13 protein-coding genes are annotated in these 15,251 nt (G+C 69.4%); 9 read left to right on the top strand and 4 right to left on the bottom strand.

What is annotated here, in order from left to right:
- Positions 1-17 precede the first annotated feature (17 nt).
- Positions 18-1,430 carry a PucR family transcriptional regulator gene (locus L3Q67_RS05060; protein ID WP_499188431.1) on the top strand — a complete coding sequence of 471 codons (1,413 nt, stop codon included), beginning with the start codon at positions 18-20 and terminating at the stop codon, positions 1,428-1,430.
- A gap of 313 nt (positions 1,431-1,743) precedes the next feature.
- Here the strand turns inward: L3Q67_RS05060 and pip are convergent, their stop codons facing one another.
- Positions 1,744-2,697 (bottom strand): alpha/beta hydrolase family protein, encoded by a 954-nt coding sequence (gene pip, locus L3Q67_RS05055; RefSeq protein WP_499188430.1) that lies wholly within the window; start codon positions 2,695-2,697, stop codon positions 1,744-1,746.
- An 898-nt stretch (positions 2,698-3,595) separates the two neighbouring features.
- Entirely contained in the window at positions 3,596-4,471 is an 876-nt protein-coding gene (panB, locus tag L3Q67_RS05050; RefSeq protein ID WP_499188429.1) for a 3-methyl-2-oxobutanoate hydroxymethyltransferase, read from the bottom strand.
- 251 nt (positions 4,472-4,722) lie between these two features.
- Between panB and lysX the strand changes: the two genes are divergently transcribed.
- From lysX to L3Q67_RS05015, 7 genes are all read left to right on the top strand, one after another.
- Complete coding sequence (gene lysX, locus L3Q67_RS05045; protein WP_499188428.1) at positions 4,723-8,025, top strand: bifunctional lysylphosphatidylglycerol synthetase/lysine--tRNA ligase LysX; 3,303 nt, start codon at positions 4,723-4,725, stop codon at positions 8,023-8,025.
- Positions 8,026-8,056: 31 nt separating this feature from the next.
- Complete coding sequence (locus L3Q67_RS05040; RefSeq protein WP_499188427.1) at positions 8,057-8,686, top strand: DUF998 domain-containing protein; 630 nt, start codon at positions 8,057-8,059, stop codon at positions 8,684-8,686.
- A gap of 30 nt (positions 8,687-8,716) precedes the next feature.
- Entirely contained in the window at positions 8,717-9,292 is a 576-nt protein-coding gene (locus L3Q67_RS05035; protein ID WP_499188426.1) for a DinB family protein, read from the top strand.
- 294 nt (positions 9,293-9,586) lie between these two features.
- Positions 9,587-11,368, top strand: a complete 1,782-nt coding sequence (gene ctaD, locus L3Q67_RS05030; protein ID WP_499188425.1) for a cytochrome c oxidase subunit I — start codon at positions 9,587-9,589, stop codon at positions 11,366-11,368.
- A gap of 73 nt (positions 11,369-11,441) precedes the next feature.
- Positions 11,442-12,671 carry a phosphoserine phosphatase SerB gene (gene serB, locus L3Q67_RS05025; protein ID WP_209664400.1) on the top strand — a complete coding sequence of 410 codons (1,230 nt, stop codon included), beginning with the start codon at positions 11,442-11,444 and terminating at the stop codon, positions 12,669-12,671.
- Positions 12,668-13,420 (top strand): aminoacyl-tRNA hydrolase, encoded by a 753-nt coding sequence (locus L3Q67_RS05020; RefSeq protein WP_499188424.1) that lies wholly within the window; start codon positions 12,668-12,670, stop codon positions 13,418-13,420. Before serB ends, L3Q67_RS05020 begins: the two co-directional genes overlap by 4 nt.
- A gap of 11 nt (positions 13,421-13,431) precedes the next feature.
- On the top strand, positions 13,432-13,836 hold the full coding sequence (locus L3Q67_RS05015) for an OsmC family protein (RefSeq protein WP_499188423.1): 405 nt from the start codon (positions 13,432-13,434) through the stop codon (positions 13,834-13,836).
- Here L3Q67_RS05015 and L3Q67_RS05010 read toward each other — a convergent pair.
- On the bottom strand, positions 13,811-14,356 hold the full coding sequence (locus L3Q67_RS05010; RefSeq protein WP_499188422.1) for a TetR/AcrR family transcriptional regulator: 546 nt from the start codon (positions 14,354-14,356) through the stop codon (positions 13,811-13,813). The genes L3Q67_RS05015 and L3Q67_RS05010 overlap by 26 nt on opposite strands.
- Positions 14,357-14,448: 92 nt before the next feature.
- On the opposite strand from L3Q67_RS05010, the gene L3Q67_RS05005 reads away from it, so the two are divergent.
- Positions 14,449-14,868 (top strand): DUF4267 domain-containing protein, encoded by a 420-nt coding sequence (locus tag L3Q67_RS05005; RefSeq protein WP_499188421.1) that lies wholly within the window; start codon positions 14,449-14,451, stop codon positions 14,866-14,868.
- Positions 14,869-14,873: 5 nt separating this feature from the next.
- On the opposite strand, the gene L3Q67_RS05000 is transcribed toward L3Q67_RS05005, so the two are convergent.
- The gene (locus tag L3Q67_RS05000) at positions 14,874-15,221 is read right to left on the bottom strand and encodes a hypothetical protein (RefSeq protein ID WP_499188420.1); all 348 of its coding nucleotides are present in this window, start codon (positions 15,219-15,221) and stop codon (positions 14,874-14,876) included.
- Between the last annotated feature and the right edge of the window lie 30 nt (positions 15,222-15,251).

Raw genomic sequence — 15,251 nt, 5'->3', positions numbered from 1 at the left:
GGGTAGGATTCACCACTATGGCACTTTCGCTGCGGCAGCTCGCGGAGGCCGAGGGGCTGCGCGTGCTGGCTGGTTCGGCTGGGCTGGACCGCACGATCGGCTGGGTGCACCCCACCGAACTGCTCGACCCGACGGCCTTCCTGGACGGCGGTGAGCTGCTGCTGACCACCGGGCTGGCGCTGGACGCCGTCTTCGGTTCCTATGTGGATCGGCTGGTGGCGGCGGGGGTCGCCGGTATCGGCTTCGGCAGCGGGGTGATCCACCCGCGGGTGCCGCCGGACCTGGTCGCGGCCGCCGAGTCGGCCGGGTTGCCGTTGCTGGAGGTGCCGCGGGAGACGCCGTTCATCGCGATCACCAAGGCGGTCTCGGCGGCGGTGGCGGCCGACGAGTACGCGACCGTGGTGCGGACGGGCCGTGGCCAGCAGGAACTGACACGAGCGGCGGTCGGCCGCGGCGGCCCGGCGGCGGTGGTGCGTCGGCTGGCGCGTTTGGTGGACGGCTGGGTGCTGCTGCTGGACTCGGGCACACCGGTCGAAGCCGCCCCGGCGGCGGCGCGTGCACACGCCGCTGACCTGGAGGTCTCCGACCTGCGGGGAACGCGGGGGGTCCGGCTGCCTTCGGGTGATGAGGTCGTCCTGCATTCGCTGGACGCGCGGACGGTCCTCGCGGTCGGCCGGCCGGAAGCGCTGGATGCCGCCGACCAGTTCATCGTGAACACGGCGGCTTCGCTGCTTTCGCTGGCTTTGCAACGGAACCGGGAGCAGAGCGGGGTACTGGGGCGATTGCGCTCGGGCCTGCTGGACCTGCTGCTGTCCGATGAGGACCTGGCGGTGAGGACGATCCGGGGCCTGTGGCCGTCGCTGCCTGCGCCACCGTGGCGCTTCGCGGTCGTCGTGGGCGCCGCCCCCGCCCGGCGAGCCTTCGCGGACGCCATGGCGGAGTCCTTCTGCGTGGCGCGGGAGTCGATGCTGGTGGTGGTCGGTGCGGACCCTTCACAGGTTGAACCCCTGGCGCGCCGCCTGGGCCTGCACGCCGGCCTCTCGCCCGCCTCCGCTGCTCCGATCGCCTACCGCCAAGCCTCCCACGCCGCCCAAGCTGCCCGCGCCCGACGCGTGCCGTTGTTGGACTTCGAGGAGTACGCCGGTTCGGGCTTGTTATCACTGCTCCCGAAGGAGAGCGCCGCTCTATTCGCGGAATCCCTGCTCTCGCCGCTGAGCGCTGATCTGATCGAGGCTCTTCGCTGCTGGCTGGAAGAACACGGCAACAACGACGCTGCGGCGACGCGCCTCGGCATCCATCGGCATACGCTGCGGAACTGGCTGCGCAGAGTCGAGTCACTGACGGGGCAGAGTCTGTCGTCGCCTGGGGTTCGGGCTGAATTCTGGGTGGCTCTTTCGGTCAGGGGCGCCCACCCCGGTGTTTCATTGTGACTACGGCGGGGATCAGGTTGTCAAGGCGGGAAAGATGCCTTGACAACCTGATCCCCGCCGTCTTTTTGGCTTAGGACCGGGGTGAGGGGGAGAGTGGGTGCTCTCCTTTGCTCCCGGCTCCCGATTCGGTTGCGGCTGGGCTTCCGGTTCGCGGTTCCTGGGTTTCGGTCTCTTGGCTCGCGGTCCTCGGTCTTCGGTCCCAGTTCCGGTTCGCGGCTTCGATCGCGCGTTTCGCGGGTCGCTTCCAGTTTCTCGAGCCTCTAGTGGGCTTGGTGCCCCAAAGCCACATTCGTGTCGCGGCGGGGTGCTGCGATCAGCGGAAGCGGTCGGTGGCGGCCTTGAGCGCGGCGAGCACGCCGAGATCATTCACTGCATGGCCTGCGGTGTTCAGCAGTTTCAATTCTGATCCCGGCCACGCCTCGTGCAGTTCCCAGGCGGTGGTCGGTGGGCAGACCACGTCATAGCGGCCCTGCACCAGGACTCCCGGGATGCCGGTCAGCTTCGCGGCGTCTCGGATCAGTTGGCCGTCGTCCAGCCAGGCACCGTGGGCGAAGTAGTGCAGCGCGATCCGCGCGAACGGGAGCGCGAAGCCGGGGCGGCTGTAGTTCTGCAGGTAGCTCGGCTGCGGAACCAGCGAGACGATCGCGCCTTCCCAAGCGCTCCAGGCGATCGCCGCGGCCTCGCGTACGCCGCGGTCCGGGTGGTAGGCGAGGCGGCGGTAAGCCGCCATCGGATCGTCGCGCTCGGCTTCGGGGATGGGGGCGAGGTAGGCGCCCCACGCGTCCGGGTACATCCGGGAAGCGCCGTCGCGGTAGATCCAGTCGAGTTCGCTTTGCCGGGCGGTGAACACGCCGCGCAGCACGATCTCGCTGACCCGCCCCGGGTGCGTTTCGGCGTAGGCGAGGGCGAGCGTCGAACCCCACGAACCGCCGAACACCTGCCACCTGTCGATGCCGAGGTGCGTGCGCAACAGTTCGAGGTCGGCGACCAGGTGCCAGGTGGTGTTCGCCGACAGGTCCACCTCGGGGTCGGTGATGCTCGGCGTGCTGCGCCCGGAACCGCGCTGGTCGAACTGGACGATGAGGTACGCCGACGGGTCGAAGTGCCTGCGCGACAACGGGGTCAGCCCGCTGCCGGGCCCGCCGTGCAGCACCACCACCGGTTTGCCCTCCGGATTGCCGGACGTCTCCCAGTGCACGAGGTGCCCGTCGCCGACCTCGAGCAGCCCGGTCCGGAACGGCTCGATCGGCGGGTACAGCTCTTCCATGCGCACCACTGTGCCTCATCGGCCGGGCACAGTGGTGCACGCGGAAGAAGGTGGGGGCTCGCTCCCGCCGCCAGACTGAACGAGCCCCCGGTCAGTGGGGATTTCAGGGAGTAGGCGTGGAGCTCCGGCAACGCTCAGCTGTCGCGGCGCGCGTTACGCGCATCGTCTCCTCCTCTTCGAGGACCCGTGGCGGCGGTGGGTAAACGCTAAGCCACTGACTGAATACAGTCAAGCATGTGACGAATGTTCACATACCCGAACATGGCTCAACCACCCCCCGCCGCCCTCTCAAGCCCCACCCGAACCCCACGTTCAAGCATCCGAACCCCACACTCAGGCACCCGAACCCCACGTCCAAACCCGAACCCCACGCTCAGGCACCCGAACTCCACACTCAGGAAGCCGAACCCCACGTTCGGACATCCAGCTCCACACTCGCGAGGCTGAACCCCACGTTCGGGTATCCGAATCCCACACTCGGGCACCCGGGCTCCACATTCGGGAAGCCGAACCCCACGCTCAGGCAGGCGAGCTCCACACTCGCGAGCCGAACTCCACGCTCAGGCACCCGAACTCCACGTTCAGGCATCCGAACCCCACGTTCAGGCATCCGAACCCCACGTTCGGGAAGCCGAATTCCACACTCGTGCACCCGAAAACACACTCAGGAAGTCAACCCCCACGTTCGGGGCAGGCCGCCGGGTGTGGAGTTCGGGTGCCCGAACGTAGAAGTCGGCTTCCTGGGTGTGGGCCTCGCCTGTTCGAACGCAGGACTCGGCGGCGCGAGCGCCGGGCTCGGCTGCCTGAACGTGGGGCTCGGCCTCGCGAGTGTGGGACTCGGCTTCCTGAGTGTGGGGTTCGGGTGCCTCAACGAGGGACTCGGGTGCGTGAGTGTGGGTTAGTGGAAGGAGTGGTCGGGGGTGGGGAATTCGCCTCGGCGGACGTCGGCGGCGAAGGCGGTGGCGGCGTCGCTGAGGGCGCCGGCGAGATCGCCGTAGCGCTTCACGAAGCGCGGGGCCTTGCCCCGGCGCAAGCCGGCCATGTCCTGCCACACCATCACCTGGGCATCGCAGTCCGGGCCCGCGCCGATGCCGACGGTGGGGATCTGCAGCGAGTGCGTGACCTGCTTCGCCACCTCCGCCGGCACCATCTCCATCACCACCGCGAACACGCCCGCCTCCTGCAGCGCCAGCGCGTCGGCGACCAGTTCCTCCCCGGCCTCCCCGCGCCCCTGCACGCGGTAACCGCCCAGGTTGTGTTCACTCTGCGGGGTGAACCCGATGTGCCCCATCACCGGCACACCCGCCGACGTCAGCGCCTCCACGTGGGGCGCGAACTTCCGCCCGCCTTCGAGCTTCACCGCGTGCGCCCGGCCCTCCTTCATGAACCGGACGGCCGTCGCCAGCGCCTGCTCCGGCGACAGCTGGTACGACCCGAACGGCAGGTCGGCCACCACGAGCGCGTACTTCACCGCCCTGGTCACCGCGCGCACCAGCGGCAGCAGTTCGTCCACCGTCACCGGGACCGTGGTGTCGTAACCGAACACGTTGTTCGCCGCGGAGTCGCCGACCAGCAGCACCGGGATCCCGGCCTCGTCGAACAGTTCCGCGGTGTACATGTCGTAAGCGGTGAGCATCGGCCACGCTTCGCCGCGTTCCTTCAGCTCACGCAGGTGGTGCACGCGCACCTTCCTGCGGGGCGTGGCGGCTGGGCCAGCCGAGGGTCCGGAGCCATACGGTGCGGTCAGTTCGCCTTCAGTGCCGGGGGCAGACATCGTCGTCGACCGTCCCTTCCCTCGTTGACCGGATGAGCGGGTGGAACGACCAGCGTGACACCACGCGGGGGCGGCCCCAAGCAAGCTGCGACCAGCTTCACACCGGTACCGTCGCCCCCGCTACCGGCGGGTCCCCCGAACGAAGGAAGGATCGCTCCCGGCGATCAGACTCGCGGACGATGTCGGATGAGGGGTGGCGCGGGTTGAGTAGGAAACTCCAGATGCCGGCCAGGACGACGGGGAAACCGACCGTGAGCAACCCACCCGTGCCCAGGTGGAAGGCGAGGGCCGCCGGGCTCGTCGCCACCGTCGTGCAGCTCGGCGCCTTCTCGTCGCTGCTGTTCCTGCTGCTCGGCGATGACGGCCGCTGGCTGCGCCACGTGCTCACGGGCGTGTTCTGGCTGCTCAGCATCCCCGCCGACGCGAACCTGGTGATCGCGCTGGTCCTCGTGGTGCTCGGCGCCGCGCTGCGCCGCCGCAAACGGGCCGCGCTCTACGCGCTGGTGTTGTTCCAGGTCGGCGGGCTGTCGATCATGGTCGCCGGGCAGTTGCTCCTGCTGTGGGCGCCGGACCTGGTCGAACTCGAACCCGGCGACGCCGTGCAGATCCCGGCGATCGTGTCCGTGATCGGCGGGCTGGAGATCGTCGCCGCCGTGCTCATCGGCCTGCTGCTCGCGCTGCGCCCGGCGTTCCCGGCCCGGCTGGCGCCCGGCGCGTTCCGGCACGGCCTGGTGGTGCTGTTCGCCGGGATGGCCACGGTGACCGTCGGCGGCTGGATCCTCGCCGAAATCTTCCCCGGCACGCTCGCGAGCAACTGGGAACGGTTCGTCTGGGCGGCCAACCACTCCACCGGTGAACTGCTGCGGCTGGGCCGGTTCGGTGTCGGTCACGGGCCGGACTGGCTGGACGTGCTGCTCGACCTCGGTGGCACCTTCGCCACGGTCGCCGCGTTGTTCGTGTTCTTCCGGGGAGTGCGCACGCAACACCTGCGCACCGACGAAGAGGAATTGCGGCTGCGGGAACTGCTCGCCGAACACGGTGAGCCGGATTCACTCGGCTATTTCGCCACACGCCGGGACAAAAGCGTGGCTTTCGCGCCTTCCGGGCGTGCCGCGATCACCTACCGCGTGCTGGGCGGCACCAGTATCGCCAGCGCGGACCCGGTCGGCGACCCGGAGGCGTGGCCGGCGGCGGTGCGGGAGTGGCTGGCCGAAGCACGGCGCTACGGCTGGGTTCCCGGTGTGCTCGGTGCGAGCCGCCGTGGTGCGGAGGTCTACACCGCGGCCGGGTTGAAAGCGCTGGAAATCGGTGATGAGGCAATTCTGGACGTGCGCGAGTTCAGTCTGAGTGGACCCGATCGGCGAACCGTCCGCCAGGCCGTGAGCCGAATCGAACGAGCCGGGTTTTCCAGTCGCGTGAGGCGGCATTCCGAGATTTCGGACGAGGAAATGCAGTCTCTGCTCAAGAAAGCGCAACAATGGCGCGGCGGGGAAAGTGAACGCGGATTTTCGATGGCGCTGGGACGGCTCGGCGATCCGTCCGACGGCCGTTGCGTGATGGTCGAGGCCTTCGACGCCCACGGTGAACTCCGCGGCCTGCTTTCCTTCGTTCCCTGGGGACGCCGCGGCCTTTCGCTGGACCTCATGCGCCGGGACCGTGACGCGGGCAACGGCCTCAACGAGTTCCTGCTCGCCGAACTGGTCGCCGCCTGCTCAAGGCTTGGCGCGCAACGGATCTCGCTCAACTTCGCGATGTTCCGCGCGGTCTTCGCCGGTGGCGAGCGAATCGGCGCCGGACCGGTGTTGCGGGCCTGGCGTGCCGTGCTCAGCGTGTTCTCCCGATTCTTCCAACTCGAATCGCTGTACCGCGCGAACGCCAAGTACGGACCCGAATGGGAACCGCGTTTCCTTTGTTACGCCTCCACGCGGCGACTGCCGAAGGTGAGCCTCGTCGCCGGTGCGCTGGAAGGTTTCGTCCCCGGTCTCGGCGCGAATCGGGCGCTGCGGCTGGAGACCGTCACCGAGGACTTCGTCGGCCAGGTGCGGCGGATCGAGGAAAGCGCGGCGGTGGCGGTGAAACCGGTGCGGCGCCCGGAGCAGGTGCGGGTGCGGATCGCCAAGCTCGACCGGCTGCGGGCGGCGGGCGTGGACCCGTACCCGGTCGGCTTCGACCGCGATTCGGTGCTCGGCGACGTGGTCGCGAGGTTCGGCAGGCTGGAGGCCGATCAGCACACCGGCGAACGGGTGAGCGTGGCCGGGCGCGTGATCGCCCTGCGCAACCTCGGCGGCCTCTGCTTCGCCCGGATCAAGGACTTCAGCGGCGAACTGCAGCTCATGCTCGCCGCCGACGTGGTGCCGCTGGACGACTGGCGATCCGGTGTGGACCTCGGTGACCACGTCGGCGTGACCGGCGAGGTGATCACCTCCCGCCGCGGCGAGCTGTCCGTGCTCGTTTCGGAGTGGACGGTCACGGCGAAGTGCCTGCACCCGCTGCCCGACCGCCGCAAGGGACTGTCCGATCCGGAGACCCGCGTCCGCAAGCGGTACCTCGACCTGGCGGTCAACCCGGACTCCGCGGCCATGCTGCGGCTGCGCGGCACGGTGGTGCGCGCGCTGCGGGAACGCCTGCACCAGCGCGAATTCCTCGAGGTGGAGACGCCGATGCTGCAGACCGTGCACGGCGGCGCCAACGCCCGGCCGTTCGTCACCCACATCAACGCCTACGACATGCGGATGTACCTGCGGATCGCGCCGGAGCTGTACCTCAAGCGCCTGTGCGTGGCCGGGGTGGAGCGGGTGTTCGAGCTGAACCGCAACTTCCGCAACGAGGGCGTGGACGCCACGCACAACCCCGAGTTCACCATGCTCGAGGCGTACCAGGCCTACGCCGACTACGGCACCATGCGGCGGCTGACGCGCGAACTGGTGCAGTGCGCCGCCGAGGCCGCATACGGCAGCCAGGTGGTGCGACGGCCGGACGTCGGCGAGGTCGACATCTCCGGCGACTGGCCGGTGATCACCGTGCACGACGCCGTCTCCGACGCGCTGGGCGAGCGGATCGACGCGGGCACCTCGGTCTCCGAGCTGCGCCGCCTGTGCCGCCAGGCCGGGGTCCCGCTCGACGGCGCCGACGAACCGGGCCACGGCGACCTGGTGCTCAAGGCACACGAGCACCTGGTCGAGCCGCGCACGCTGAGCCCGGTCTTCTACACCGACTACCCGACCGACGTCTCCCCGCTGACCCGGCGCCACCGGCTGGACCCGCGGCTGGCCGAGCGCTGGGACCTGATCGCCTTCGGCGCCGAGATCGGCACGGCCTACAGCGAGCTGACCGACCCGATCGAGCAACGGCGGCGGCTGGAGGCGCAGTCGCTGCGTGCGGCCAGCGGTGACATCGAAGCGATGGAGCTGGACGAGGACTTCCTGCTCGCGCTGGAACACGGCATGCCGCCGACGGGTGGGCTCGGCATGGGCGTCGACCGGCTGCTGATGTTGCTCACCGGCGCCTCGATCCGCCAGACGGTGGTCTTCCCGTTCGTCCGGACCAGGGGCTGAATTCCCTCGACTGCCGTGTCACCCTGTGCGCGTGAGGGGACTGCGGCCGGTGCGCCGGATGGCGGTGGCGCTGCTCGTGCTGGCCGTCGTCGCCTACTCGGCGTGGCTATGGGAGCTGGTGGTGCCGACCGGGCTGTCCGTGCTGCGCTCGCCGGTGGACGAGGCGACCGCGCGGGACCGGCCGTACCGCGATCTCTTCCGGATCGCGGAAATCGCCGCCGGGATCATGTTCATCATCGCGGTGCCGCCGCTGAACCGGCTCGCCCCGATCCACTGGCTCTCGCGGCTGTCCGTGGTCGCGGTCGGCGTCTTCGGCGTGACGCTGATCGCGCACGCCCTGCTGCCGCTGGACTGCGCGATGTCGGTGAACGCGCTGTGCCAGGGGACTTCGCCGTCGCACCAGGCGCACCTGGTGCTCACCGAGGTGCTGACCGTCATCTACCTGATCGGCGCGGGCAGCCTGATCGTCTGGTGGCCGCCGCGGTGGCGGTCGGTGGCCGTGGTGGTCTTCGTGCTGGTCGCGGTCAGCGAGGTGGGCGTGCACTTCGTCGAGCCGCTGGCCGGGCTGGCGACCAGGCTGCAGTCGACCGCGATGGCCGTGCTCCTGGTGGTGGGCGCGGCTTATCTGCCCCGTGCCGAAAGGCTCCGCCGGGTGGCATGATGCGGCAGCCGAACCAACTGGGGGAATGTCGTGAGGGATGCCAACACCGGACCGGTGGCCGACGAACGTGAAGGCCTGCTGGCCTTCCTGGAACAGCAGCGGCGCGTGCTGAAGATCGCCGCGCACGGGCTCACCGACGAAGAGGCGCGGCGGGCGCCGAGCCGCAGCGCGCTGACCGTCGGCGGGCTGGTCAAGCACGTGGCGACCACCGAGCGGAGCTGGATCGACCTGATCGAGTTCGACGACCCGCCGCAGCCTGCCATGGAGGACTACGCCGACGCGTTCACCCTGCGTGCCGACGAGACGCTGGCGGGCGTGCTCGAGATGTACGCCGAGGTGGCCCGGCGGACCGAACGGGTCATCGGCGGGGTCGCCGACCTGGGTGAACCGGTCCCGGTGCCGAAGAACGTGCCCTGGTACCCCGACGAGCTCGAAGCCTGGTCGATTCGCTGGGTGCTGCTGCACCTGATCGAGGAGAGCGCGCGCCACGCCGGGCACGCCGACATCGTCCGCGAGCACCTCGACGGCGCGACCGCGATGCCGCTGCTGGCCGCCGCCGAGCAGTGGCCCGCGTCGCCCTGGTTGCAGCCCTGGACCAGGTCCTGAGCGCCTACGGAAGAAGTAGCCGCTTTTCGCGCGTGTTGGCGTGAGGGACCCCACATCGCGCCCGGAATCGGGCAAAACCCGTGGTCGGCGTCGCCGCCGCTGGTCAGGACGGGGTGGATTCGCGCGGGTCAGCGCGGGTGGGAAGGCGCGAACCCGCGATCTTGCCAGCCGGTGCGCGCCCCCGTTGCGGGCGCGGGCTACGATCCCCGTAGCCACTCGGCCAGCGGCATGTCCGCTGCCGGGACCACCACAGTTGCATGCGCAGTGCATCACAGAGCAGTGCAGGAGGCAGGAGTGACGGCCGTAGCCCCCAAGCCGATCGCCACGCGCCCGTACCCGGCGCGCGAGTCGGTGAAGGGTTCGTACCTGCTGCGGTTGTTCCGCACGACGGACCACAAGCAAATCGGCATCATGTACCTGGTCACCTCGTTCGCCTTCTTCATGGTCGGCGGCGCGATGGCGATGCTGATCCGGAGCGAGCTGGCCCGGCCGGGACAGCAGTTCCTCTCCCAGGAGCAGTACAACCAGCTGTTCACCATGCACGGCACGGTGATGCTGCTGCTCTACGCGACGCCGATCCTGTTCGGGTTCGCGAACTTCATCCTGCCGCTGCAGATCGGCTCGCCCGACGTGGCGTTCCCGCGGCTGAACGCGTTCTCCTACTGGCTGTACCTCTTCGGCGGCCTGATCGTGATGTCCGGGTTCCTCACCCCGGGTGGCGCCGCCGACTTCGGCTGGTTCGCCTACACCCCGCTCTCGGACGCGATCCACTCGCCCGGCGTCGGCGCCGACCTGTGGATCTCCGGCCTGGTGGTGTCCGGTCTCGGCACGATCCTCGGCGCGGTCAACATGATCACCACGGTGGTCTGCCTGCGCGCCCCCGGCATGACGATGTACCGGATGCCCATCTTCACCTGGAACATCCTGGTCACCAGCATCCTGATCCTGCTGGCCTTCCCGATCCTGACCGCGGCGCTGATGGGCCTGCTGGCGGACCGGCACCTCGGCGCGCACGTGTTCGACCCGGCCAACGGCGGGGTGATCCTCTGGCAGCACCTGTTCTGGTTCTTCGGGCACCCGGAGGTCTACATCGTCGCGCTGCCGTTCTTCGGCATCGTCTCGGAGATCTTCCCGGTCTTCAGCCGCAAGCCGATCTTCGGCTACAAGGGCCTGGTCTGGGCGACGCTGGGCATCGCCGCGCTGTCGATCGCGGTGTGGGCGCACCACATGTACGCCACCGGCGCGGTGCTGCTGCCGTTCTTCTCCTTCATGACCTTCCTGATCGCCGTCCCGACCGGGGTCAAGTTCTTCAACTGGATCGGCACGATGTGGAAGGGGCAGCTGAGCTTCGAGACGCCGATGATCTTCAGCGTCGGCTTCATCGTGACCTTCCTCTTCGGCGGACTGTCCGGCATCCTGCTGGCCGCCCCGGCGATCGACTTCCACGTCTCGGACAGCTACTTCGTGGTGGCGCACTTCCACTACGTGCTCTACGGCACGATCGTGTTCGCCACCTTCGCCGGCATCTACTTCTGGTTCCCGAAGATCACCGGCCGGATGCTCGACGAGCCGCTGGGCAAGCTGCACTTCTGGACCACGTTCATCGGCTTCCACGGCACCTTCCTGGTCCAGCACTGGCTGGGCAACGAGGGCATGCCGCGCCGGTACGCCGACTACCTGGTCAGCGACGGGTTCACCACGCTGAACACGATCTCCACGATCGGTGCCTACATCCTCGGTGCCTCGACGCTGCCGTTCCTGTGGAACGTCTTCAAGAGCTACCGGTACGGCGAGATCGTCACGGTCGACGACCCGTGGGGCTACGGCAACTCGCTCGAGTGGGCCACCTCGTGCCCGCCGCCGCGGCACAACTTCACCGAGCTGCCGCGCATCCGGTCGGAGCGCCCGGCGTTCGAGCTGCACTACCCGCACATGGTCGAGCGGATCCACAAGGAAGGTGAGATCACCTTCACCGGCAAGCCGAAGCTGCACGGCGAGTCGAAGGCACCGTCGCAGGTGCTCACCGAAGCCGCGATCCCGGGCAACCACTCCAAGGACAACGCGGGCGAGCAGTGAGCTAAGTGATCGCGAAGCGCGCATCCCGGATCGCCGGGGTGCGCGCTTCGTTTCTGTCTGAGGGAAGGGTGCCGTGACGAAGACCCCAGTTCTGATCACCACGACCGGCCCGGACAAGCCGGGCGTCTCCTCGGTGCTGTTCGCCGCGCTGACCCGGCACGGGGTGGACCTGCTCGACGTCGAGCAGGTGGTCATCCGCGGGCAGTTGGTGCTCGGGGTGCTGGTGGCCGTGGAGAGCGACCCCGAAGGCCTGCAAGAGCTGGTCGAGCAGGCCATGCACTCGGTGTCGATGCAGGTCGAGGTGAGCATCGGCTCGGCGATCGGCGAGGACCCGTTCGCGCCGGCCCGCCACGGTTCCAGCCACGTGCTGGTGGTGCTCGGCCTGCCGTTCACCGCACGGGCGTTCACCGAGGTGGCGCGGCGGCTAGCGGCGCTGAACGTGAACATCGACTCGATCCGCAGCATCGCCGACTACCCGGTGACCGGGCTCGAGGTCTACGTCTCGGTCGCCGAGGACACCGAGGCCTCCGACGAGGCGCTGCGCACCGCGCTCGCCGACGTGGCTTCGCGCGGCGGGCTCGACGTGGCGGTCGAGCGGGCCGGGCTGGCGCGGCGGGCCAAGCGGCTGATCGTGTTCGATGTGGACTCCACGCTCATCCAGGGCGAGGTCATCGAGATGCTCGGCGCGTTCGCCGGGGTGGAGCCGCAGGTCCGCGAGATCACCGAGGCCGCGATGCGCGGCGAGCTGAACTTCACCGAGTCGCTGGAGCGGCGGGTCGCGCTGCTCGAAGGCCTGCCCGCGACCGTGCTCGACGAGGTGGCGGCGTCACTGCAGCTGACCCCGGGCGCCCGCACCACCGTGCGCACGCTCAAGCGGCTGGGGTACCGCTGCGGGGTGGTGTCCGGCGGGTTCACCACGATCATCCAGAAGCTGGTCGACGACCTGGGGCTGGACTTCGCCGCGGCGAACGAGCTGGAGATCGTCGACGGCAAGCTGACCGGCAAGGTGATCGGCGAGGTCATCGACCGGCCGGGCAAGGCGGTCGCGCTGCGCCGGTTCGCCGTCGACTACGGCATCCCGCTGACCCAGTGCGTGGCGGTCGGCGACGGCGCCAACGACATCGACATGCTTTCTGCAGCGGGGATGGGCGTGGCGTTCAACGCCAAGCCCGCGTTGCGCGAGGTGGCGGACACCGCGCTCTCGCACCCGTTCCTCGACGCGGTGCTGTTCATGCTGGGCATCACGCGCGCCGAAGTGGAAGCCGCCGACGCCGCCGACGGCCTGGAGCCGGAACGGCCATGATCCTCGAACCTCTGGCCGCGCGGTACGCGTCGTGGCTGGGCCTGCCCGCGGAGGAAACCGCTCTGCCGGAGGCGTCGCCGGACGAGGTCCGAGCGATGCCGGTCATCCTGCGCATGGAGAAGTCCGCACCGCCCGCGCGCACGCCGTTGCTGGAAGCCGCGGCCGCCGCTGCTTTGGCGGTGTGCCTGGACGAGCGCGCGAAGCCGGGCGGGGAGTGGCACGAACCGGTGCGGGATTGGGTTTCCGGGCACATCCGCAAGGTCGCGCGGCGGGCCAGGGGGACGCACTGGCAGGCCGCGCAGGAACTGCCGGGCGTGACCGTCTCGATCGAGGGCGCGGAGGCCCGCGCATTGGTGCCGGGGCGGGTGGTCGACGTGCCCAAGGAGGTCTCGCGGTTGCAGATCTCCGGGAGCGAGCTGCCGCCGGACGAGCCGGGGCCGGCGCCCGCTTCGACGCCCGTGCTGATGCTCAACCCGCGCGTGCCGATGACCGTGGGCAAGGCGGCGGCGCAGGTCGGGCACGGCACCATGCTGCTGGCCGCCCTGCTGGACGAGCACCGGCTCTCGGCGTGGGCGGAGCGCGGTTTCCGTTGCGCAGTCCGGGTTCCCGGGCTGCGGGAATGGGCTGAACTGCATCCCGGCCCCGCTCCGGCCCAGGCCTGGTCGGAGCGTTCGGTGATCGCTGTGCGGGACGCCGGGTTCACCGAGGTGGATCCGGGTACGGTCACGGTGCTTGCCCAGTGGCGGTAGAGGAGGGGTCCATGGGTCTCGAGGTGGAGCGGATCGGTGAGCACGTGTTCGCCGGGCGCAACGAGCGGGGTGCCGAGGTCCGGATCGGCCGCAAGGGTCAGGCGGACGTGTTCTCCCCGGCGGAACTGCTGCAGATCGCGGCCGCCGGCTGTGCCGCGGTGACCGCGGAGGACCTGGTGGTGCGGCGGACCGGCGAGGAGGCGAAGTTCCTCGTCGAGGTGACCGCCGACCGGAACGACGCCGCTTCCGAACTGGACGCCATCCACGTGTCCTTCGACGTCGATCTGTCCTCTTTGGACGACGAGCGGCGGGCGGCGCTGGCGGTGGCGGTGGACCGCGCGATCGAGCGGCTGTGCACGGTGAGCCGGACGCTGAAGAAGGGCATCCCGGTCACGGAGCGCTTCCCAGCAGGGTGACCAGCAGCGCGACGCGTTCCTCGCCGAGCCCGTCGCGCAGCCTGCTGTCGCGGGTGAGGGTGACGAGTCCGTGCATCGCGCTCCAGGCGACTTCGGTGAACGTCTCCGGGTCCTGATCGCCGGCGAGCGGGGCGAAGACCTGGTGGAGCGTCGCGAAGGTGTTCTTGAGCAGCTCGGGTGCTTCGGGGCCGAACTTCAGCTCGGTGTTGAGGGTGAACATCGCTTCGTAGAGCACGGGGTTGTCGAGGGCGAAGTGCGTGTAGGCGCGGATCAGTGAGTCGACCGAGAAGGCGGCTCGCGTCGCTTCGAACAGCTCCTCGAAGCCCTGGAGCGCCACCGCGGTGACGATGGCTTCCTTGTTCGCGAAGTGGCTGTAGAGCACGGGCTGGCTGTAGCCGATCCGCTGCGCGAGCGTGCGGGTGGTGACCGCGTCCCACCCTTCCCGCTCCGCGATCTCGCGGGCGGTGCGGATGATCAGCTGATGGCGTTCGGCGCGCTCCCGCGCCCGGCGATCGGACATGCCCTGGAATCTAGCATCGCTAGCAAATCTAGCGCCGCTCGTGCTAGCGTCGCTAGAAAAGCTAGCAACGCTAGATTTCAGTGGAGGACCTCGTGGGCACCAAGATCGCCAACGGCATCGTGCTGCTGGTCGGCATCGGCATCATCTTCATCGGCGCGCGCTTCCTGCTCACCCCGGAAGCCTCCGCGGCGGGCTACGGCGTCCCGGTCTCGGCTGCCGGGGAGTACCAGGCTTTCCTGTGGGCCAAGGGGATCCGGGACATCGCCTCCGGCCTGGTCGTGCTGACCCTCTTCGCACTGGGGCAGCGACGAGCGCTGGGCTGGGTGATGCTCGCCGTGACCGTCGTGCCGCTCACCGATGGCCTGATCGTGCTGAGCCACGGTTCCGTCGCCGCCGCCTTCGGCTGGCACTTCAGCACCGCGGCCGGAATGCTGGTGGCCGTCGCCTTACTGCTGTCGGCGCGAATCCCCGAAGCCGCACCGCGCCCGACCCGCCGGCTCGCCCAGCGGTGACGCGCTCAGGACTCGGCTTCGCCGGCCTTCCAGACGACGTAGGCCTCGTCGGCGTCCGTGGTCATGGCCTCGACGAACTTCTCGTTGTCGAAGCCCGGCAGCGCCTGCAGGCGTTCGATCAGCGCGTCGGCCGCCGGGTCGCCGCTGGGGATGGCCGTGCCCTTGCCCTCGGCACCGGCCAGCATGATGAACACGTCCTCTTTCCAGGGCCCTTCGGGAATCACCCTGATCACCACGGCCGACAGTTCGGCCCAGGTGACGGACTCCTCGGTGCCGTCGGCGAGCAGGCGGCGGACTCCGGTGTCGTCGACGCCGACCGAGCGGGACTGCGCGTGGGTTGAGTCCTGGGACAACTACGGCTCCCTCGTCTTTGCGTTCCGTTT

Origin of the sequence: Saccharothrix sp. AJ9571, from assembly GCF_021725495.1 — a bacterium.
GTDB classification, from domain to species: Bacteria; Actinomycetota; Actinomycetes; order Mycobacteriales; family Pseudonocardiaceae; genus Amycolatopsis; species Amycolatopsis magusensis.
The sequence above is the reverse complement of the archived record's forward strand: the minus strand, read 5'-3'. Positions and strand labels throughout refer to the sequence as shown.

Excerpts from the sequence above, each read along its gene's own strand:
- L3Q67_RS05060 (WP_499188431.1), top strand. The coding sequence starts at position 18 with ATGGCACTTTCGCTGCGGCAGCTCGCGGAGGCCGAGGGGCTGCGCGTG.
- pip (WP_499188430.1), bottom strand. The coding sequence starts at position 2,697 with ATGGAAGAGCTGTACCCGCCGATCGAGCCGTTCCGGACCGGGCTGCTC.
- panB (WP_499188429.1), bottom strand. The coding sequence starts at position 4,471 with ATGTCTGCCCCCGGCACTGAAGGCGAACTGACCGCACCGTATGGCTCC.
- L3Q67_RS05020 (WP_499188424.1), top strand. The coding sequence starts at position 12,668 with ATGATCCTCGAACCTCTGGCCGCGCGGTACGCGTCGTGGCTGGGCCTG.
- L3Q67_RS05015 (WP_499188423.1), top strand. The coding sequence starts at position 13,432 with ATGGGTCTCGAGGTGGAGCGGATCGGTGAGCACGTGTTCGCCGGGCGC.
- L3Q67_RS05010 (WP_499188422.1), bottom strand. The coding sequence starts at position 14,356 with ATGTCCGATCGCCGGGCGCGGGAGCGCGCCGAACGCCATCAGCTGATC.